This window comes from Bacillus sp. FSL L8-0199 (assembly GCF_038005705.1).
Taxonomy (GTDB): Bacteria; Bacillota; Bacilli; order Bacillales; family Bacillaceae_G; genus Bacillus_A; species Bacillus_A cereus.
Genome location: NZ_JBBOTS010000001.1, coordinates 3,568,558 through 3,587,756 on the forward strand (window position 1 = coordinate 3,568,558; position 19,199 = coordinate 3,587,756).

Here is a 19,199-nt window from a genome sequence, read left to right on the forward strand (position 1 = left end):
TTTTATTTTTTCTTAATTTCCTCATATTTCGTATACCACTCAGGATATAACTTTTTAAATGATACAGGGCGGAACCCTTCTTTTTTCGCACAAATATTCGTCGTACTTGCAGTAATACAAAGTTCACCATCACCATTATATATTTCATATCCATATACAACGCGAAGTGGGCTCACAGTATCTACCCATGTTTTTACGATTGCTTTTTCTCCGTAACGCATCGCTTTACGGTATGAAATTTGTAAATCTAACACAGGAGAAATAATTCCTTCTTTCTCCATTTCAACATATGAAAAACCTAAATCTTGTATAAGTTTCGTGCGACCTAACTCAAGCCACACTAAGTAGTTTGAATGGTAAACAACACCCATTTGATCTGTTTCCGCATAACGGATTTCAACTTCATGTTCTGCTACAAACATATGTATATTCGCCTTCTTTCACTTCTGCTACCTTGCATACATTTAATCATAATACAGTGACATCAAAAATAAAATAAAAATAGTGAATCTTTTCCCGAAAGGAGCAAGCATATGATTCAAATTGTAACGGTTCGTAGCGGTGATAGCGTATATAGCTTGGCATCAAAATATGGATCAACACCTGACGAAATAGTAAAAGACAATGGACTAAATCCCGCTGAAACGCTCGTTGTTGGTCAGGCACTTATCGTTAATACGAAAGGAAATAATTATTATGTACAGCCTGGTGACAGCCTCTATCGGATTTCTCAAACATATAATGTCCCCCTCGCTAGTTTAGCTAAAGTTAATAATTTATCTTTAAAATCTATTCTCCATGTCGGACAACAATTATATGTACCAAAAGGCACAAAACGATCTGTAGAATCCATCGCTTATTTACAACCTTCCACTATACCGATTAAAGAAAGTTTAGTTAATGCTACACGTGCCATCAATCCATTTTTAACATATTTAGCTTATTTTAGTTTTGAGGCAAAAAGAGATGGCACATTAAAAGAACCTACTGAAACAGCTAAAATTGCTAATATTGCAACGCAAGGGCAAACAATCCCTATGCTCGTTATTACAAATATTGAAAATGGTAATTTCAGTGCCGATCTAACATCGGTTATTTTACGCGACGCAACGATTCAAAACAAATTTATTACTAACATTTTGCAAACAGCTGAAAAATATGGCATGCGAGACATTCATTTCGATTTCGAGAGTGTAGCACCCGAAGACCGCGAGGCGTATAATCGCTTTTTACGAAATGTAAAAATTCGCTTACCTAGCGGGTACACATTAAGCACAACTCTCGTACCGAAAACAAGTTCAAATCAAAAGGGAAAGTTTTTCGAAGCCCATGATTATAAAGCGCAAGGGCAAATTGTTGATTTCGTCGTCATTATGACATATGACTGGGGTTGGCAGGGCGGGCCACCAATGGCAATCTCTCCTATCGGTCCTGTAAAAGAAGTACTTCAATACGCAAAATCTCAAATGCCTCCCCAAAAAATTATGATGGGGCAAAACTTATACGGATTCGATTGGAAACTTCCGTTCAAACAAGGGAATCCACCAGCAAAAGCAGTTAGCTCTGTCGCAGCTGTTGCACTTGCTCGTAAATATAATGTTCCTATCCGCTATGATTTCACAGCTCAAGCTCCACATTTTAATTACTTTGACGAAAATGGCGTACAACATGAAGTTTGGTTTGAAGATGCGAGGTCTATTCAAAGTAAATTCAATTTAATGAAAGAGCAGGGCATTGGCGGTATTAGTTATTGGAAGATTGGCTTGCCATTTCCACAAAATTGGCGTTTACTTGTTGAAAACTTTACGATTACGAAAAAGGGCTGACAAAAGTCAGCCCTTTTTGTACATTTTGTTAAGATTCATCTTTGATTTCACTTTTTAATGAGTCAATACTTTCTAAACGTCTTTGATTTTTTGCTTCAATAGCAGCACGATCTTTTTCATTAGAAAGTTCCGCTGTTTCTTTTGCTTCATTAAAGTTATCAACTGTATTTTGCACCATTTCTTGTAACTTTTCAGCGTTGTCACTTCGATTATCTGGATTTGGCATGTACTTCCCTCCTAATATTGTATATACACACCATCTTAAATTACCTATCTTTCCTCAAATTTATACATAAAAAAGGAGAATGTAATATTCTCCTTTTCTTTAACCATTATCAACAATCGGTTGTTTACCTGTTTGATCTTGCATTTGCTTTCCTTTATTTCCACCAGCTTTTTTTGATTGTGTTCCAATATGATTCGGTGCAAAGTCTTTTGAATTTTTTTTCGGATTACCCATTACTATCGCCTCCTTAACACTAGTATCGTACTAGTGTTAAGAATTATTCAGCTTGCTTAAAAAGTTTCATTTCATAACGTTTTTCAATGCGCTCTTCAATGCGATCAATTGCCTCACGATCGCTTAATAATTGTTGTTTATTTTCATTTACAAGTTCTTCAAACGATTTACGGCGACTTCTTCTCATGTTGTTCACCCTCTCTCCTTCGCTTTCTTATTACATAGTATGAGCAAACAAAAAACTCTTTAATCAGATTTGCAAGAAAATTTTATGTTTTAGTACTCCTAAAAAAACTCCGTGTACAATATATTGCACACGGAGTTTTTTATACCATAATATTTAAATACTCTTTCAACTTTTCATCTGCATTCATTTCATTTTCTTTATAATCATGAAGCGCCTGTAATACAAAATCATACTGCTCTAAAATATAACTTTCTAATTTCATAACATCCTCTAAGCTATTAAGCATAATTCTCGTATTACCAACTTCACTTTTTAACGCCGGTTCACATTTTAAACTTGTACATATTTCTTTCACATCTTCTTCTAATATCTCTGTTAATACATATTTCTTTCGCCCTTTTACCTTTAATCTCATAACTGGATAAAAAGCTTTTATATCTAAATAACTTCCTACGTTCATACAACGTAGCCATTCTACATTACGTTTATTACATGCAAGTATTTCTTTGACCGCTTCATATACCGCAGTTTCATCAAGCATAGCCTTATTTACTTTTCGTTTCCCTTCTTCTTCAATAGCTGCACACTTTTGATAAACAGCAGCACACGTAATGCAATCGTCAAATGCATTATGAGAGCTTAAACGAATTCCCAGCATTCGTTTTAACGTTTCAAGTTTATGATTAGGCGCATGCTTCATGTATTTCTTTGCTAAAAATACAGTATCAATTACTTTATTTTTAGGTTCAGGCAACCCAAGCATATTTACATTACTTTTCAAAAAGCGCATATCAAAAGAAGCATTATGGGCCACAATAACATTTGTATGTAAAAATGCTAAAAATAAAGGTAACACTTCTTCAATCGTCGGTGCATCTGAAACGCGATAATTAGTAATACCTGTTAAACTCGTTATTCGGTCCGGAATTGGCCGCTCTGGATTCACGTATGAAACAAATTGATCTACTAATTCATGATTACGATATTTCACTGCTGCAACTTGAATAATTTTATCATTATAAGGGTTAAATCCTGTTGTTTCAAAATCAATTACAACATAATCTAACGGTAAGGATACATTCCCCACTCCATACACTCCTTTATCTCTAAACGTTTATATTTCTTACATCATATCATGAAGTTATTACTACTTGAAAAAGAAAAGGCAGAAATGGGAACTCTCCACCTCTACCTTTTCACCATTATTTTAATTTAGCAACTCTTTTCTCCATCTCTTTTTGCGTCATCGGCCCAATAAACTTATCTTGAATGACACCTTTTGTATCTATAAAATACGAAGTTGGAATCGTAATTACTTTATACGCTGTTGTCACATCAATGTTCTTGTCCAATAAAATAGGAAAAGTAATTCCTTTTTCTTTAGCAAAATTGCTTACCTTTTCTACTCCCCCACCTTTTTCTGAAGGCGTATAATTTATTGCTAAAATTTCTACGTTCTCTTTATGTTCTTTATAGAAAGCTTCCATATCCGGCATTTCTTGCTGACATGGTCCACACCACGTTGCCCAAAAGTTTACAATCACTTTCTTTCCTTTTAAATCTGATAACTTTACATTCGTTCCATCTAAATTCGTTAATGTAAAGTCTGGTGCACTCTTCCCTATTTCAATACCATTACTTGCAATCATCTCTTTCATAGCAGCTTCACTTTTTTCTTGCTTCACTTTTACCGCCTGCTCTTTATGACCAAACTGTTCATAAGCTGCATATCCCGCTAAACAAAGTAACACTACAATAATCGTAAGCTTCCGCCACATTTTATATCACCCTAACGTATTATCTTCTTTTAACACATTCATCAAAATACTATATACCTTATTTTAGCTTATACGGACAAGCTTGGAAATATTCACAATCGAAATAATTAGAATATTCTTATTAAAAGTGCAATTTTATCATATAATTAGAAAAGCAGATGAAGTGTTGCTTATCTAATTATGGACCCATTCACCTTTTTCCTCTCATAGTTATAAACCTACAACAAAAGGGGATTGTTTATGAATTCATTCGAAAAAACAACATTATATATTCTTAGTTTTCTTTTATACCCAGTCGGTATTATTACATGGATCATTTCACTCTTTAGTAAAGATCTTGAAAAAAAGAAAATAGGACGTATTTGTCTCTACGTCTCTCTAGTCTCATTCGTCCTTTTCTTAATTCTTGGAATTGCCACTTTCCTTATGACTGCTACTTTTAACGTTGATCTAAATCACTCCGAATCTATCGAGTATCAACTAAATGACACTGAATAAAGATTAGAGCATTGCTCTTATCTTTATTCACATCTCTTAAAAAATGAATGACTATGTATTAATTTTTCTGGACCCTCACATGCAACAATATTTCCTTCTTTCATTATGACAATACGATCTGCTAGTACCACCCTCTCTACATCATGTGTTGCCACAATTCTCGTTACATCTCTTCCTATCCCTTCAATCATATTCCAAACCAGTTCTTGATTGCCCGGATCTAACCCAGCCGTCGGTTCATCTAAAATAATAAGAGTTGGATTTGATACAATCGCGCGCAATAATGCAAGACGTTTTCTTTCGCCTCCCGAAAACTCTTCACCGCTTTTATGTAGCACAGTTTGACTCCCTTCAGGTAACCCTCTAATAATCGGCGTTACATTTATAAGTTCACTATTTTTTTCTAACTGATTTTCTAAACCCTCTTCCCCGAAATACATATTCTCTGTTACCGTCGTTCGGAAAAAACGTGGTTCTTGCCACACTGTAGTCATACGAGCTTCATTACCATAATAAGCAATGCTACCGTTAGATGGTTTATACAAGCCCGTTATTAACTTTAAAAGCGTTGTTTTTCCTGCACCGCTTTCTCCCACAATCATAACGAGTTCACCAGGACGAATTTGCAAATCAATATTATGAATTCTGCATTTCTCTTCGTCATTCTCCTGAAATGAAACATTTGTTATCCTGATTCCCATCGCTCTTTCTACATTGCTATCTACTGCTCGTTTATTTAAAAAGCAAAAAGCTCTATTTGCCGAAGCGACTGCAACTTGTGTCATTATTAATAAATCGCCCACATAACGGACAGGGAAAAAGAGCATCTCAATTGTTGCTAACACTGCAATGAGTGAACCAACTTCTATTTCTCCCCTCATTATTTTTTGTGCACCTATAATGAGAACAACAATATATGCTCCTGTTTCAATCACCGTTCCAACTACTCCAATGCAATGTTGCATCATCGTCTTCTTTACTTCTGATTTATACGATTGTGCCGTTACTCTTTTAAATAAGCGAATTGCCCATTTTTCTTTTTGTAAACTCCGCAAATCTTGTATCCCCTTTACAAACTGTGACACCATCTCTACAACACTTGAGTGATTTTTTTGAGAAACGCTTGCAATATCTCTTACCTTTTCTCCCATCAGTATTGGAACAATTGTACTTAAAAATAAAAACGGAGTTACCCACAATATAAACTGTATATCTATATGTTGTAGTGCTATGAAAGCTCCAATAAATTGGGAAATAGCGTGTATATATTCTATTAATATAGAGCCATATAATCTGACCCAGTTCGGAATATCAGACACGACCAAAGTTTCTAACTCTCCTTGTTTGATTTTCTCACTCTCTTCAAACGGTAATAGGAAAAATTGGCGCAATACATCTATACGCTTCTCTCGTAATATTCGCTGACTCGCTTTTGAGCTTACATAATCAAATGAAAGATTGTTCACCCACATCAACAAACGGCTAGCTGTAAACAAAGTAATGTAAAGATACGCTCCTTTCAGCTCTCGTTGAATCAGGTTATCTACAATTAGTCCCATGAATAGTGGACGGGAGAGATTTAAAATAGCTGCAAAAAGCCCACTGCATACAGCTGCTATTACTAATATTTTTTCTTTCTGTAACGGTAACAAAATTCTTTTATATTCTTTCATGACGTTTCCTCCATTGTTTATAGTAAAAAGAAAGGGATGAAACCAAATGGTTTCATCCCTTTCCATAAAATAAGGAAGCTAACAATTGTTAGCTTCCTTATCATTCATTTCAATTATTTAGTTCGACACTTTAGACTCTTCAATTTTCTCACGAAGAACCATTTGCAGAATACCACCGTGACGGTAGTAGTCAATTTCAACTTCACTATCGAAACGAGCTACTACTTCAAATTGTTTTTCATTGCCATCTAGATCAGTTGCAACTACTTTTACAAGATCGCGTGGTCTAACTGTTTTGTCAATTTGAATTTCAAATGACTCGTTACCAACAAGACCTAACGTTTCAGCGCTTTCGCCATCTTTAAATTGAAGTGGTAACACACCCATTAACACTAAGTTACTGCGGTGAATACGCTCGAAGCTTTCTGCGATTACTGCTTTAATACCTAATAAATTTGTACCTTTTGCAGCCCAGTCACGAGAACTTCCCATACCGTAATCTTTACCAGCAACAACTAAAAGGCCTGTGCCATCTTCTTTATATTTCATAGCAGCATCATAGATAGATGTTACTTCACCAGTTGGCCAATATGTTGTATATCCGCCTTCTGTTCCTGGTGCGATTTGGTTTTTAATACGGATGTTCGCGAATGTACCACGCATCATAACTTCATGGTTACCACGACGAGAACCGTAAGAGTTGAAGTCAACTGGTTGTACGCCGTTTTCTAATAAGTAGCGTCCAGCTGGTGTGTGCTTACCGATTGAACCTGCTGGTGAAATGTGGTCTGTCGTTACAGAGTCACCAAATTTACCAACTACGCGTAAGCCTGATAATGTTTCAACTTCACCTGGCTCTTTAGATAATCCTTCAAAGAATGGTGGATTTTGAATGTATGTTGAATCATTATCCCAAGTATATAACGCTTCATTTGAAGTTTGGATTTCATTCCAACGCTCATTGCTGTTAAATACTTGTGCATATTCTTTCTTGAACAGTTCAGATGTAACAACACTTTGAACTACATCTTCAATTTCTTTAGCTGATGGCCAAATATCGTTGAAGTAAACAGCATTGCCATTTGCATCTTTACCGATTTCATCATTTTTCAGGTCAATATCAACAGTACCTGCAAGTGCATATGCCACAACTAGTGGTGGTGATGCTAAGTAGTTTGCTTTTACAAGTGGGTGAATACGCCCTTCAAAGTTACGGTTACCAGATAAAACAGATGTTACTAGTAAGTCGTTTGCTGCGATTGCTTCTTCTAATTCTGGCGCTAATGGACCAGAGTTACCGATACAAGTCGTACAACCGTAACCAACTGTTTGGAAACCTAATTGATCTAAATATGTTGTTAAACCAGACTTATCTAAGTACTCAGTAACAACTTTAGATCCTGGTGCTAATGATGTTTTTACATACTCAGGTACTACAAGTCCTTTTTCAATTGCTTTCTTCGCAACTAGACCTGCTCCAATTAATACGTATGGGTTTGATGTATTTGTACAGCTTGTAATTGCAGCGATTGCAATTGCACCTGTTTTCATCGTTACTTCTTTATCTTCTAATGTAACCTTCACTTCTTTATCGAACTCTTGCTCATTAAATCCAAGTCCTTGTGTTCCAACTGGTGCTACAACAGCTTCGTGGAACGCATCTTTCATATCTGAAAGTGGAATTAAATCTTGTGGGCGTTTCGGTCCAGAAAGGTTAGATTCGATTGTATTTAAATCAATTTCTACAAGATCAGTATAGATTGGATCTTTACTGTCTGCTGTATAGAATAAACCGTTCGCTTTACAGTATTCTTCAACAACGCGAATTTGTTCTTCATCTCTACCTGTTAAACGTAAGTATTCTAATGAAATATCATCGATTGGGAAGAATCCACAAGTTGCGCCGTATTCTGGTGCCATATTTGAAATTGTTGCACGGTCAGCTAAAGGCATGCTCTTTAGTCCATTACCGAAGAACTCAACGAATTTACCAACTACACCTTTTTGACGTAATACTTGCGTTACTTTTAATGCAACGTCAGTTGCTGTAGTACCACTTGGAAGTGTACCTGTTAATTTCACACCGATTACTTCAGGTACTGGGAAGTATGAAGGCTGTCCAAGCATTCCTGCTTCTGCTTCAATACCACCAACGCCCCATCCAAGAACACCGATACCATTAATCATTGTTGTATGTGAGTCTGTTCCAACTAATGAATCTGGGTATGCAACTAAGTCACCTTCAGCATTTTTCACAGCATGAACAACTGGTGCTAAATATTCAAGGTTTACTTGGTGTACAATACCTGTAGCTGGTGGAACTGCACGATAGTTATCAAATGATTTTTGTGCCCAGCTTAAAAATTTATAACGTTCTTCATTACGTTTAAACTCTAAGTCCATGTTGAATGCAAGCGCGTCTGCCGTACCCGCTCTATCAACCTGTACAGAGTGATCAATTACAAGATCTACAGTAATTTCTGGATTGATTTTATCAGGATCTCCACCCATGTCTGCCATTGCTTTACGAAGCGAAGCCAAATCAACAACAGCTGGTACACCAGTGAAATCTTGTAAAATTACACGAGATGGTTTAAATGGAACATCGATATCTTGCACATCTTTCGTTCCCCATTTCGCTAAATTTGTAACATGCTCTTCTGTAATTACACGTCCGTCTACTTGACGAAGTACCGATTCAAGTAAAACTTTCACGGAATATGGTAATTGAGATACGTTGCCAACCCCTGCGTTTTCAAGCGCTTTCAAATCATAATAATGATACGTTTTTCCATCTACTTCAAAAGTTGCGCGTGATTGAAATGGATTATGTTTGACCATTATGTTTCCCCCCTGTTAAACGTGACTAAGTTGTCTGAATATAAAATGTAGACAAACTTTTCAATACCTTACGATAATATCTTATTACAACTTTCTAAATAAGTAAATAATAAGAAACTTATAGATTATCATAAGTTTTCTTTATGTTTCTAAATTTGAATAGTGTTCATGTTCCTTATGAATACTATTACCATAAAGTAAAGTGCTCTATTAGCGCTTTCTTTACAGTTCATACATACTATGAACTGCTCATCATGCAACTTATAAAAAAAAGTTATAGAGGTGAAATAAAATGGGTAAAAGAAAAGCAAATCATACTATTTCAGGAATGAATGCGGCATCTGCACAAGGACAAGGCGCTGGTTATAACGAAGAGTTTGCAAATGAAAACTTAACTGCTGCAGAACGACAAAATAATAAGAAACGCAAAAAGAATCAGTAACGAAAAATCCCAAAAGGTTCATTTTCCTTTTGGGATTTTTTCTAATGTTTATAACGTAGTAATTCCGAAACCGTTACAAATCGATATCCTTGTTTTTTTAGCTCAGGTAAAATTTTTGCTAGCGCTGCTACTGTTTGACTACGATCATTTCCTCCATCATGTAACAATACGATATCGCCACTTTTAGCATTTTTTACTACATGATTTACGATAGATTCAACCCCTGGATTTGCCCAATCACGCGGGTCTTGATGCCACGACCATAGAACGGTTTGATAACCAGCTTCTTTCGCTGTTTTAAATACAGCATCGTTAATATATCCGCCAGGAGGACGGAATAGCAAAGGTTCTTTCACCCATTTTTCGAAAAATTTCTTTCCATCTAAAATATCATTTTCTAATTTTTCATCTGATGAATTACTCGCATACAAATGATTCATCGTATGATTTCCAATTTCATGTCCCTCTTTTAACACCTGTTTCACTAAATATGGATTGCGCTGCACTCGAAATCCAATCATAAAAAATGTTGCTTCTGCTTTATATTGACGTAATAAATGTAAAACTTGCGGTGTATAAGTTGGATCTGGGCCATCATCAAATGTAATGGCAATAATCTTTTCATTATTAGGTACTTCCCACGTTACATAGCCAGTTGGTTCTAGCTCTTTTCTGAGCAACATTTTCGCTTCCACTTTTTCAACTTGAAATATATGTACTGCGCATAATAAAGAAAAAACGAATAGAAAAATTTTCTGTTTTCGCATAATGTTCATTAAAGTAAGAGGTTGTCAAATACACAACAACCTCATTTACTTTTCTAATTGATCTACATGTTGCATAATATTTTGGAGATTATTTTCGTATTGCTCAAGTTGTGGGCGTTGTGTTTCCGAAGCTACTTCTAACGCATTTTGAATCTGTTCATACGCCTCCTGAACCTCTTGGCGTAACTCTTTTAAATCATGACCGTAGTTTGGATCATTTTTCACAATGTTGTTATATGCATGTTCTGCTTGTGTAACTCCTTGCTGCGCTGCTTGAAAAGCTTGCTGTTTATCTTTATGATATGGCATTATATAATCCCCTTTCCATAATAGTTAGTCCCAATTATCTTTACCTTTTTTTCTAAAAACATTCTCGTATAAATTTGCAAACTTCTCTCATTCTAAAGAGAAAGAGGAGGTGTCACATACAATGAGCAAAAACAATCGTGAAGCAAAAGAAAAAAAGGGACAACCTGAACCATTAAGCGGATCTCATAAAGTAAAAAACCGTAACCATTCACGCCAAAAACATCATGCACATCATGATATGTAAAACAAAAGGTTCACAATAGCTGCCTTTACCACATACAATGTTTATATTTTTCCATTTATTCTTCACCCCTACTTCATTCATGCATAACATAGTATGAATTGAGATTTTACGGAGGGTGTCTTACATGGGCAAGAAAAAGAAGGATTGTCTTTTTCATGTTGATGGTTTCGAAGAATGGATGGATCAGTTTTGTTCTGACTCTTGTAGTAACTTTAGTTTCCCAAATCAAATTCATATTGACCTTTGCGAAACTGAACAAGAATACATTTTGGAAACAGATGTACCAAATGCCAATGAACAAAATGTAGTCATTAAAAAGATGGAGACAGGCCTAAACATTTGCATACTTCATAAAAACATTTCTTTGCAGCGAACTATTCCTTTACCCGCTAATGTTATTTATAAGAAGATGCTAGCCTGCTTAGAGAATGGTTTTTTGGCCATTCATATTTCCAAAAATGAAGTTGCTGATAAACATGAAAAGAAAGTTCTTTTTTCAAATTAAGAGTTAATATAATACAAACATAAGCCCCAGTTGGTACTGGGGCTTATGTTATTCCGCATGCATCTCTATATTAGAATTTCTATCATATCTTTTTTTCGATAAACCTTTTGTAACTAAAAGCACAGGAAATGCCACAGTTGAAAATATAGCTAGTGCTGAAAATACTGCAAACCCATTTTGGTACCCGTAGTAATCGAGAAGTACTCCTCCAAACCACGGACCTATTACTGCTCCAATTCCGGAAAAACCCATCGCACCGAAGTATGTTCCTTTTAGATGCGCAACAGCAATATCATCAATAAATACATCCGTCATTGAAAACATTAAGACTTCTCCAATTGTAAAAATAATTGTACAAACGGCAGCACCTAGCAGAGATTCTACTACTCCAAATCCAAATAATCCTCCGCTCACAAATAAAGTTCCCACCATAATGGATACTAACGGTGTATACTTTTTACAAATTTGAATAACAGGGTATTGAATTACGACTACAACAATCGCATTTAAAGCTAGCATATATGAAAATAATTTCACTCCATCCTGAAATATATGTGCATTTGCAAAATATTGAGATACTGTTGTCGTTAAATGAGAAAAACCACAATTACTCAAAATAATACCAACTAGTGCAACTAAAAATACGACATCCTTTCGCAAAATACGAATTGCCTTTAACATTGTGACAGGCTTTTCTGTATTTACTTTCTTTTTTTCAATCGGATACTTCTTAAATTGGAACGCTAATATAGCTGTATATAAAATGTATACTCCAGCTGCTACTAAAAATGGAATTGTTGATTTTGCGCTTCCAATCTGTAACCCGACAAGTGGGCCAATCGCTACTCCAACATTGATTGCACCGTAACGCAAATTATATACGAGTAAACGATACTCAGGTTTCGTTAAATCTGATAATAACGCTCTTGATGTTGGCTCAAAAAATGACCTACATAATCCATTCAAAGCATTTAATAAAAAGAAACTTAAAACATGATCTGCAAGTGAAAAACCAATGAATACAAAGACCCAAACGATCATGGACCATATTATAATCATATTTCGACCGAATCGATCTGATAAATTCCCTCCGATAAAACTAGCAAACACTCCAACAAGTGCACTCGTTCCGATAATAGCACCTGTCATTCCAGCTGATACACCTTTCACAGTCGTTAAATAAATTGCTAAAAAAGGAATACTCATTGACGTGGCGAACCTCGCAAATAAAGTCCCTATTATAATTGTCATTCCTAACGGATGAATATTTTGCAACTTCCCCTTCATCTTAAAAACCTACTCTCCCTGTTTTTACATAAAAAAAGAAAGCAAAGGATCTGCTTTCTTTTCCCTTTTTATACTTGCGCTGTTGATACCCGCGCTGTTCTCGTTATATCCATATCTATGCCATATGTAAACTGTAATTCTTTACAAACATCTTTAATTAATATTGCAACATTATATTTCTCATTAAATTGTAAAACGATGTTCTCCACTTCTTCATATGTATACTTATATTCGCCTGTAATGACACTTTTTAGATCAAAGCATTCGTTAATACAAAGTTGTACAAGTAGCTGGTCATATTTCTCTATTACATCTTCTTTCTTCCAAAGTAACTCTTTTACATATAACCGATCAAACTTCACACTTTCTCGATTACAATCCGTTAAAATCCGGGTCATTTCATTTAATTCTCGATACAATTCAGAAATATTTTTGCTTAAACTAAGCAGTTTATCTACGCCATTTTCATATAACATATTTATTCCACCCCCGCATTTTCTTCTTATTATAGCAAGAAAATTCTAAAAATAGTTTCTTTCTTCTGAAATATTAGGAAACTAATTTCAATTGCTTTACAATGAAACTAGTTAATGCGAGAGGAGAAAGAAAATTGGAGCACAAATTATATTACACTGACGCTTATAAGCAAGAATTTACTACTAAAATTATAAAGCAAGATTATGATAAAGACGGTAACTTATACGTTGTTTTAAACGAAACCGCATTTTATCCGACTGGTGGCGGACAACCACATGACACTGGAACTTTAAATGGTATTGCTGTACTTGATGTTGAAGAAGTCGACGAAGAAATCCGCCACTTCATTGCAGAACAATTACACACAGAAGACGTAGAAGGTAAAATCAATTGGGAGCGCCGGTTTGATCATATGCAGCAACATGCAGCTCAGCACATTTTATCTGCTGCTTTTTGGGACTATTTCAACATACCTACGATTGGATTCCATCTTGGAAAAGAAACGATAACAATTGATTTAGAAACAGAAAATCTGCATGCAGAAACGGTTGAAAAGGCAGTACAAATTGCCAATAAAATCGTTTTTGAAAACCACCCAATCCGTATAGAGTGGATGAACTTAGAAGAAGCAAAAACATTACCTCTTCGTAAAGAACCAACTATGACAGAGAATATACGTGTTGTTATTATCGAAAATTACGACTACAATGGCTGTGGTGGAACCCATCCGAAATGCACTGGTGAAGTTGGTCCTATTCAAGTACTAGGATGGGAGCGCAATAAAGGTGGTATACGCTTAACCTTTATCGCTGGTTGGCGTACACTTAAATTAATGGGGCAACAGCAACAAATTATGAAAGATGTTTCCAAACAATTAAACAGTAGCGAAACTGATATCCCAGCAAAAGTAGCACAGCTTCTTACCTCTCAAAAGGAAAACGAAAAAACAATACAAACAATGAATGAAAAATTATTATTTGCAGAGGCAAATGAATTACTGCAACAGCCCACCGAAATACATGCTGGGTTACTTATTTCTAAAGCATTTACAGATCGTTCTATGCAAGAAATTGCAAAACTATCAGCTATCATTACAGAACAACAAGAGCATGCAATTACGTATTTCGTCATCGAAAATGATGACAAACTACAATGTATTCTCGCTTGCGGAAAAACAGTAACGCTCGATATGAATGCTCTTTTAAAAGATGCTCTTCCTGCAATTGAAGGAAAAGGTGGCGGAAATAAAAAGAGTGCACGCGGCGGCGGAAAAGCGGTGATGAACGGGGACGAGTTTTTAAATCAGCTTGTCTCTTCTTTACAGTCAGCAGTGTAAAACATGTTTATGAAGGATAGCTAACGGCTATCCTTCAACTATATTTACAGGCCTATATGTTGTTTCAACCCTTGATAACTTCCTGCATTTGCAAAACCGCCACTTATAAGATTGATAAAAGTTTCCGAAAAACCATAATAACTTAATTCGTTAATCGGTACCATTTGCACATCATGAATCGGATTATGATCGAACTCGTTAGAAGGTAGTGTAATTTCACCTTCAATCCTTTCAAGCAGAAACGTAATATGTAACAAAGATGGACTAGCATCTGGTTTATCACAAACATAGAGTAGCTTCTTAATTTTAACTTCTAATCCCGTTTCTTCTCTCATTTCTCGAATCATCGCTTCTTCTAACGTTTCACCATTCTCTACCCTTCCTCCAGGTAAAGACCAATCGCGATTAGCCACTTTTTGCTTTACTAGCAATACTTTTTCATCTTCAATTAAAATTCCCGTAACACGAACTCGCATTACATTTTCCATATGTAATCTCCTCTTCCTGTTATATTTACAAATTAATCCTTCCATAAAGAGAACATACGTTTTATAATTAAAGAAAATTATGGAAGAAAGAAGTTGTTATATTCATGCGTCCACCTTTAACAAAATCTATATCACTTGAAGATTTTCAAAACTATTATTGGTTAAAAGCAGAACTGCAAACATTTTGTCGCGAGCATGGTTTGCCAGCTAGTGGCTCTAAGACCGAAATAACCGAGCGTATCTCACATTATTTAACTACGGGGAAAGTCTTAAAAAACAGCTCTGTGCAAAAAGTGAGCAAAGCTCCCCTCTCTTATAAAGACCTTTCTCTTCAAACGATTATTACTAAAAATCACCGCTGTAGCGAAGGTGTTCGTGCTTTTTTCAAAGAAAAAATCGGAACAAACTTCCGCTTTACAGTAGCTCTTCAAAAGTTTTTTAAAGAGAATGTTGGAAAAACATATGAAGATGCGATAACATTTTGGTATGAAGAAAACGAACGAAAAAAAGATCCTACTTATAAAACAACGATCAGCGCGCAATTTGAATACAATCGCTTTACTCGGGACTTTTTCGAAGATCCAAATAATAAAGGAAAAGCAAAAGCTGATGCGATTGCTGCTTGGAATGAAATAAAAACAAAACCTGGTAGCAATGCTTATGTTCCTCAAAAAGTAGAAAACTAGAGTGAATTCATTAAAAATCAAATTCTAAAACAAATTTTAAATTTACTCCTAGGACATTATATATATGTTTTAGGAGTGAATATACAATATAACTAATCATACAAATCGATTTATCCGGTGCACTATCCTTCCCTTTCTTCATTTTCTCATCACATATCTTCTCTAATACCTTAAGTCCTTTATCTTCTCCAAACTTTTTCTCCTCCAATGACGAAGAGAAGTATTTATTCTCCATTTGTATGCTCCTTATTAGCAAATACAGCTTCTAAAATTAAGGACATAATCCTATATAGCAAAAACATACAAGCATACTCATAAACAACAACATATATTTAAATATACCTTTATATGAAAGGCTGGGATATACCATGAATAAAGTTATTTGTTGCACTCCATCAGCAATAATAAAAGATAAAATTTGCATTCCTTGGTCTATCACAGGTGGAGAGATGGGAATACAGACTATATATACTAACAATTTGTTAAATCATATTTCTTCAACTGGATATATCAAATACGAGACAGGTGTTCAAGAAATAGGTGTTACTTTCTTTCAAGATACAAATGTCTTAAACTCAATCATAATTCAACCTGGAAGTACTAGTAATTTTACAATAAAAAATTTTACTAGTATCCAAATAACAACTGGATCTGGTCTACATCAAGGTGAATTTTGCATCACAGTTTCATATCAATTGTAGACAATAAAACATCCAAACCTCCTATTATTCTCTATATTTGATAAGAGGCTTTCAATGAGAATTAAAATAAGATAGATATAAATGAATACGCCTGCCCTACACTTCAAACATTCTAATTTTCTACTTTCTCAAATAATAGCGCAATCCCTATCCCGCCTCCAATTCCTAATGTAGCAATTCCATATTTCATAGACTCTCTTTGTGCCTGATAAAACAAACGTGTTACAAGCATAGCCCCAGATGCACCGTACGGATGACCGAGCGCAATTGCCCCACCATTTACATTTAATTTTTCATACGGAATTTGTAACTCTTTTGCGCAAGCAACAACTTTTGAGGCGAATGCTTCATTTATTTCAAAATAATCGATGTCCTCTATTTTTACATTCATTTCATTTAATAATTTGTTCACCGCAAATATCGGACCAGTTCCTGGAAGATTTGGATTCACTCCCACTACAGCACTACGAACGAAACGAAGGACAGGTTTATAACCTAACTTTAGGGCTTGTCCCTCTTCCATTACAAGAACAGCACATGCCCCATCATTTACACCACATGAATTACCTGCCGTCACTGTTCCATTTTGTAAAAATGCGGGTTTTGTTCTTTTAATGATTCGTTCATAATTCATTTCTAGCTTTATAGATTCATCTAATAATCCATTAAAAGAAAATATTTCATCATGTATATAGCCTTTTTCTAACGCTTGCAGTGTCCGCTTATAACTAAGACAAGCGTACTCGTCTTGCATTTCTCTCGTTATGTTATAACGCTCCGCAACATATTCAGCCGCTACTCCCATGTCAGGATCACCAATTGTTTCAGGTGAAAATCGTGCTCTTTTTTGAAAAGGTGACGTACTTGTACTCTCTACTCCTCCGGCGATATAGCACTTACCTGCCCCTCCTTGAATGAGATGACACGCAGTTCGAATTGCTTCTAAACCAGCACCACATTGCCGATCAATCGTTACACCAGGAATATGATAGCCAAGTCCTGCCGCTAAAGCAGATAGTCTCGCAACATTCCCTCCTGGCCCAACAACATTACCTAATATAACATCGTCTATCTCTCTCTCAATTCCTCTACTTAAAAACGTAAGAAGCGGCGTTGCTAATTGCTGAACTTCATACTCTTTTAACATCCCATTCTTCTTACCCATAGGTGTTCTTTTCGCCTCTACAATAACTGCTCTATTCATATATTTTCTCCCTGTTTTCAATCATACTTTTTGCTTCCATACGAGCGATTTTCCCACTATTTGTATAAGGTATTCTATCTACAAAATGCCATTCTTTCGGTATTTTAAACGAGGATAATCGTTGTAAGCAAAAACTCTTTAATTGTTGTTTCGTAGCACTTCCTTTTACGATCGCGACGGGCTTTTCACCCCAGTAACTATCTTTCACACCAATTACAACTATTTCATCAACAGCTGGGTGTTCATGTAATACACTTTCTATTTCTTCTGGATAAATATTGATTCCTCCAAATAAAATCATATTCTTCTCTCTACCAACAATATATATAAAGCCTTCTTCATCTTCATAGCCTACATCTCGCACTGTCATCCAGCCTTCTGCATTCAACTCCTGTGTTAAAACCCCATCTATTATGTATCCCATAAAAAACTGATCACTTTTCACATAAACAGTTCCTATCTCGCCTTTTTGTACTTCTTCGCCTGCTTCATTACATATTCGAACTTGCACATTATGACAAGGTTTTCCTACTGAATTTAGCCTTCTTTCGCTTTCTGCATCGACTAGTGCTGTTACAAAACTTAACTCTGATGCACCATAAAATTCATATCTTTTCGCATAAGGAAATATATTCTTTATTTTTTCTTTCGCTTCAGCTTCCCATTTCGCTCCTGATGAAATAATTTTCATTTTATTTTCTATTAATCTATTTTCTTTATATAAAGATTCAAGCATTGTCGGAACTGTATACATAACCGATATATTTTCAGTTTCTAACTTATCTAATACTTGATTCGGAATGAACTTTCTCATAATGTGCACCGTTTGTCCTACATATAATGCACTTATTGCCCCGTATAAGAAAAGAGAATGAACGAGCGTCCCAGCTATTAAAATTGAATCCTCCATTTTCATATGAAAATCATGTACATTACAATCAAAACTATGAACCCACGATTGCTGTGCGCGTAAAAATGCTTTTGCTTTTCCAGTTGATCCTGATGTAAATCCCATATAAAAGGGAGCATTTCGTAAACTTTCTACAGTGGAATGTGTAGGAAGATATTTCTCCATCATTCTTTTCCACTCATCAATTTCAATTACTCTTCCTTCTTCATGCGGTAAATCATTTACCTTATATCTTTCTGTCACAATCATATCCGGATTACTGATTTCAATTCTTTCTCTGAGCTCATCTTGTTTCCACTTTATATCTAACGGAACACAAACCCACCCGGCCATAGCAGCACCAGCAAATAGTTGTAAAAACTCTATATGATTTTCTAATAGGATTGCTATTGTTTTATTTTTTGATTCTGTTGCATGCAACCAGTTTGCTACTTTACAAACTGATTCGAACCACTCTTTATATGTTAAAACTCTATCATTTTCCTTTATCGCTATTTTATTTGGTTGTAAAGAGGCTTGCTTTTTGTATTTTTTTGTAACACCCATATGAGACGTCCTTTCTTTACAAAAATAATAAAAA

Annotated in this window: 24 protein-coding genes; 8 read left to right on the plus strand and 16 right to left on the minus strand. The window is 35.4% G+C overall.

Annotated features, from left to right (window positions below):
• Positions 1-2: 2 nt before the first annotated feature.
• On the minus strand, positions 3-422 hold the full coding sequence (locus NST86_RS18220) for an acyl-CoA thioesterase (RefSeq protein WP_000495813.1): 420 nt from the start codon (positions 420-422) through the stop codon (positions 3-5).
• 111 nt (positions 423-533) lie between these two features.
• Here NST86_RS18220 and NST86_RS18225 point away from each other — a divergent pair, with 111 nt between their 5' ends.
• On the plus strand, positions 534-1,826 hold the full coding sequence (locus NST86_RS18225; RefSeq protein ID WP_000614865.1) for a glycosyl hydrolase family 18 protein: 1,293 nt from the start codon (positions 534-536) through the stop codon (positions 1,824-1,826).
• Positions 1,827-1,854: 28 nt separating this feature from the next.
• On the opposite strand, the gene tlp is transcribed toward NST86_RS18225, so the two are convergent.
• The 5 genes from tlp to NST86_RS18250 form a co-directional block, all read right to left on the minus strand.
• Complete coding sequence (tlp, locus tag NST86_RS18230) at positions 1,855-2,052, minus strand: small acid-soluble spore protein Tlp (protein WP_001133511.1); 198 nt, start codon at positions 2,050-2,052, stop codon at positions 1,855-1,857.
• 99 nt (positions 2,053-2,151) lie between these two features.
• Positions 2,152-2,286 (minus strand): acid-soluble spore protein SspN, encoded by a 135-nt coding sequence (gene sspN, locus NST86_RS18235; RefSeq protein WP_000527987.1) that lies wholly within the window; start codon positions 2,284-2,286, stop codon positions 2,152-2,154.
• A 43-nt stretch (positions 2,287-2,329) separates the two neighbouring features.
• On the minus strand, positions 2,330-2,473 hold the full coding sequence (locus NST86_RS18240; RefSeq protein WP_001254703.1) for an FbpB family small basic protein: 144 nt from the start codon (positions 2,471-2,473) through the stop codon (positions 2,330-2,332).
• Between the two features lie 139 nt (positions 2,474-2,612).
• Positions 2,613-3,560: a 3'-5' exonuclease gene (locus tag NST86_RS18245; protein ID WP_000528755.1), complete on the minus strand. Its 948-nt coding sequence runs from the start codon at positions 3,558-3,560 to the stop codon at positions 2,613-2,615.
• A 115-nt stretch (positions 3,561-3,675) separates the two neighbouring features.
• On the minus strand, positions 3,676-4,251 hold the full coding sequence (locus tag NST86_RS18250) for a peroxiredoxin family protein (RefSeq protein WP_000269055.1): 576 nt from the start codon (positions 4,249-4,251) through the stop codon (positions 3,676-3,678).
• Positions 4,252-4,491: 240 nt separating this feature from the next.
• Between NST86_RS18250 and NST86_RS18255 the strand changes: the two genes are divergently transcribed.
• A complete protein-coding gene (locus NST86_RS18255; RefSeq protein ID WP_001083887.1) occupies positions 4,492-4,749 on the plus strand; it encodes a hypothetical protein in 258 nt (85 codons plus the stop codon).
• A gap of 23 nt (positions 4,750-4,772) precedes the next feature.
• On the opposite strand, the gene NST86_RS18260 is transcribed toward NST86_RS18255, so the two are convergent.
• Positions 4,773-6,422, minus strand: coding sequence for an ABC transporter ATP-binding protein (locus NST86_RS18260; protein WP_227593186.1), 1,650 nt, complete (start codon positions 6,420-6,422; stop codon positions 4,773-4,775).
• A 117-nt stretch (positions 6,423-6,539) separates the two neighbouring features.
• Positions 6,540-9,263 (minus strand): aconitate hydratase AcnA, encoded by a 2,724-nt coding sequence (gene acnA, locus NST86_RS18265; protein WP_098939161.1) that lies wholly within the window; start codon positions 9,261-9,263, stop codon positions 6,540-6,542.
• A gap of 292 nt (positions 9,264-9,555) precedes the next feature.
• Between acnA and sspO the strand changes: the two genes are divergently transcribed.
• Positions 9,556-9,705: an acid-soluble spore protein SspO gene (gene sspO / locus NST86_RS18270; RefSeq protein ID WP_000518051.1), complete on the plus strand. Its 150-nt coding sequence runs from the start codon at positions 9,556-9,558 to the stop codon at positions 9,703-9,705.
• 41 nt (positions 9,706-9,746) lie between these two features.
• Here sspO and pdaB read toward each other — a convergent pair whose 3' ends face one another.
• Together pdaB and NST86_RS18280 are read right to left on the minus strand one after the other, a co-directional pair.
• A complete protein-coding gene (pdaB, locus tag NST86_RS18275; RefSeq protein WP_030027157.1) occupies positions 9,747-10,472 on the minus strand; it encodes a polysaccharide deacetylase family sporulation protein PdaB in 726 nt (241 codons plus the stop codon).
• A gap of 45 nt (positions 10,473-10,517) precedes the next feature.
• On the minus strand, positions 10,518-10,781 hold the full coding sequence (locus NST86_RS18280) for a hypothetical protein (protein ID WP_001146293.1): 264 nt from the start codon (positions 10,779-10,781) through the stop codon (positions 10,518-10,520).
• Positions 10,782-10,902: 121 nt separating this feature from the next.
• On the opposite strand from NST86_RS18280, the gene NST86_RS18285 reads away from it, so the two are divergent.
• Both NST86_RS18285 and NST86_RS18290 read left to right on the plus strand, forming a co-directional pair.
• Positions 10,903-11,025 carry a small acid-soluble spore protein P gene (locus tag NST86_RS18285; protein ID WP_000042141.1) on the plus strand — a complete coding sequence of 41 codons (123 nt, stop codon included), beginning with the start codon at positions 10,903-10,905 and terminating at the stop codon, positions 11,023-11,025.
• A 124-nt stretch (positions 11,026-11,149) separates the two neighbouring features.
• A complete protein-coding gene (locus tag NST86_RS18290; RefSeq protein WP_000516730.1) occupies positions 11,150-11,530 on the plus strand; it encodes an Hsp20/alpha crystallin family protein in 381 nt (126 codons plus the stop codon).
• 48 nt (positions 11,531-11,578) lie between these two features.
• Here the strand turns inward: NST86_RS18290 and NST86_RS18295 are convergent, their stop codons facing one another.
• A complete protein-coding gene (locus tag NST86_RS18295; protein WP_016118459.1) occupies positions 11,579-12,817 on the minus strand; it encodes an MDR family MFS transporter in 1,239 nt (412 codons plus the stop codon).
• Between the two features lie 68 nt (positions 12,818-12,885).
• Entirely contained in the window at positions 12,886-13,293 is a 408-nt protein-coding gene (locus NST86_RS18300) for a hypothetical protein (RefSeq protein ID WP_000965133.1), read from the minus strand.
• A gap of 134 nt (positions 13,294-13,427) precedes the next feature.
• On the opposite strand from NST86_RS18300, the gene NST86_RS18305 reads away from it, so the two are divergent.
• Complete coding sequence (locus NST86_RS18305) at positions 13,428-14,630, plus strand: serine-tRNA(Ala) deacylase AlaX (protein WP_000400387.1); 1,203 nt, start codon at positions 13,428-13,430, stop codon at positions 14,628-14,630.
• Between the two features lie 44 nt (positions 14,631-14,674).
• Here the strand turns inward: NST86_RS18305 and NST86_RS18310 are convergent, their stop codons facing one another.
• Positions 14,675-15,118 carry an NUDIX domain-containing protein gene (locus NST86_RS18310; protein WP_227593185.1) on the minus strand — a complete coding sequence of 148 codons (444 nt, stop codon included), beginning with the start codon at positions 15,116-15,118 and terminating at the stop codon, positions 14,675-14,677.
• A gap of 104 nt (positions 15,119-15,222) precedes the next feature.
• On the opposite strand from NST86_RS18310, the gene NST86_RS18315 reads away from it, so the two are divergent.
• A complete protein-coding gene (locus NST86_RS18315) occupies positions 15,223-15,804 on the plus strand; it encodes a DUF6434 domain-containing protein (RefSeq protein WP_001247745.1) in 582 nt (193 codons plus the stop codon).
• Positions 15,805-15,814: 10 nt separating this feature from the next.
• Here NST86_RS18315 and NST86_RS18320 read toward each other — a convergent pair whose 3' ends face one another.
• Positions 15,815-16,039, minus strand: a complete 225-nt coding sequence (locus NST86_RS18320; RefSeq protein WP_000428982.1) for a hypothetical protein — start codon at positions 16,037-16,039, stop codon at positions 15,815-15,817.
• A gap of 133 nt (positions 16,040-16,172) precedes the next feature.
• On the opposite strand from NST86_RS18320, the gene NST86_RS18325 reads away from it, so the two are divergent.
• Positions 16,173-16,505: a DUF3992 domain-containing protein gene (locus tag NST86_RS18325; RefSeq protein ID WP_080451558.1), complete on the plus strand. Its 333-nt coding sequence runs from the start codon at positions 16,173-16,175 to the stop codon at positions 16,503-16,505.
• Between the two features lie 112 nt (positions 16,506-16,617).
• On the opposite strand, the gene NST86_RS18330 is transcribed toward NST86_RS18325, so the two are convergent.
• Together NST86_RS18330 and NST86_RS18335 are read right to left on the minus strand one after the other, a co-directional pair.
• The gene (locus NST86_RS18330; RefSeq protein ID WP_227593184.1) at positions 16,618-17,709 is read right to left on the minus strand and encodes an acetyl-CoA C-acyltransferase; all 1,092 of its coding nucleotides are present in this window, start codon (positions 17,707-17,709) and stop codon (positions 16,618-16,620) included.
• Positions 17,702-19,165: an acyl-CoA synthetase gene (locus NST86_RS18335; protein WP_000539233.1), complete on the minus strand. Its 1,464-nt coding sequence runs from the start codon at positions 19,163-19,165 to the stop codon at positions 17,702-17,704. The genes NST86_RS18330 and NST86_RS18335 overlap by 8 nt, the downstream gene beginning before the upstream one ends.
• Between the last annotated feature and the right edge of the window lie 34 nt (positions 19,166-19,199).

What these genes read in the sequence shown, in the direction of transcription:
- NST86_RS18300 (WP_000965133.1), bottom strand. Translation starts at nt 13,293, where the DNA reads ATGTTATATGAAAATGGCGTAGATAAACTGCTTAGTTTAAGCAAAAAT.
- pdaB (WP_030027157.1), bottom strand. Translation starts at nt 10,472, where the DNA reads ATGCGAAAACAGAAAATTTTTCTATTCGTTTTTTCTTTATTATGCGCA.
- NST86_RS18260 (WP_227593186.1), bottom strand. Translation starts at nt 6,422, where the DNA reads ATGAAAGAATATAAAAGAATTTTGTTACCGTTACAGAAAGAAAAAATA.
- NST86_RS18285 (WP_000042141.1), top strand. Translation starts at nt 10,903, where the DNA reads ATGAGCAAAAACAATCGTGAAGCAAAAGAAAAAAAGGGACAACCTGAA.
- NST86_RS18290 (WP_000516730.1), top strand. Translation starts at nt 11,150, where the DNA reads ATGGGCAAGAAAAAGAAGGATTGTCTTTTTCATGTTGATGGTTTCGAA.
- NST86_RS18280 (WP_001146293.1), bottom strand. Translation starts at nt 10,781, where the DNA reads ATGCCATATCATAAAGATAAACAGCAAGCTTTTCAAGCAGCGCAGCAA.
- NST86_RS18330 (WP_227593184.1), bottom strand. Translation starts at nt 17,709, where the DNA reads ATGAATAGAGCAGTTATTGTAGAGGCGAAAAGAACACCTATGGGTAAG.
- NST86_RS18240 (WP_001254703.1), bottom strand. Translation starts at nt 2,473, where the DNA reads ATGAGAAGAAGTCGCCGTAAATCGTTTGAAGAACTTGTAAATGAAAAT.
- NST86_RS18320 (WP_000428982.1), bottom strand. Translation starts at nt 16,039, where the DNA reads ATGGAGAATAAATACTTCTCTTCGTCATTGGAGGAGAAAAAGTTTGGA.
- NST86_RS18310 (WP_227593185.1), bottom strand. Translation starts at nt 15,118, where the DNA reads ATGGAAAATGTAATGCGAGTTCGTGTTACGGGAATTTTAATTGAAGAT.
- sspN (WP_000527987.1), bottom strand. Translation starts at nt 2,286, where the DNA reads ATGGGTAATCCGAAAAAAAATTCAAAAGACTTTGCACCGAATCATATT.
- NST86_RS18250 (WP_000269055.1), bottom strand. Translation starts at nt 4,251, where the DNA reads ATGTGGCGGAAGCTTACGATTATTGTAGTGTTACTTTGTTTAGCGGGA.
- sspO (WP_000518051.1), top strand. Translation starts at nt 9,556, where the DNA reads ATGGGTAAAAGAAAAGCAAATCATACTATTTCAGGAATGAATGCGGCA.
- NST86_RS18220 (WP_000495813.1), bottom strand. Translation starts at nt 422, where the DNA reads ATGTTTGTAGCAGAACATGAAGTTGAAATCCGTTATGCGGAAACAGAT.
- acnA (WP_098939161.1), bottom strand. Translation starts at nt 9,263, where the DNA reads ATGGTCAAACATAATCCATTTCAATCACGCGCAACTTTTGAAGTAGAT.
- NST86_RS18255 (WP_001083887.1), top strand. Translation starts at nt 4,492, where the DNA reads ATGAATTCATTCGAAAAAACAACATTATATATTCTTAGTTTTCTTTTA.
- NST86_RS18325 (WP_080451558.1), top strand. Translation starts at nt 16,173, where the DNA reads ATGAATAAAGTTATTTGTTGCACTCCATCAGCAATAATAAAAGATAAA.
- NST86_RS18315 (WP_001247745.1), top strand. Translation starts at nt 15,223, where the DNA reads ATGCGTCCACCTTTAACAAAATCTATATCACTTGAAGATTTTCAAAAC.
- NST86_RS18225 (WP_000614865.1), top strand. Translation starts at nt 534, where the DNA reads ATGATTCAAATTGTAACGGTTCGTAGCGGTGATAGCGTATATAGCTTG.
- NST86_RS18335 (WP_000539233.1), bottom strand. Translation starts at nt 19,165, where the DNA reads ATGGGTGTTACAAAAAAATACAAAAAGCAAGCCTCTTTACAACCAAAT.
- tlp (WP_001133511.1), bottom strand. Translation starts at nt 2,052, where the DNA reads ATGCCAAATCCAGATAATCGAAGTGACAACGCTGAAAAGTTACAAGAA.
- NST86_RS18295 (WP_016118459.1), bottom strand. Translation starts at nt 12,817, where the DNA reads ATGAAGGGGAAGTTGCAAAATATTCATCCGTTAGGAATGACAATTATA.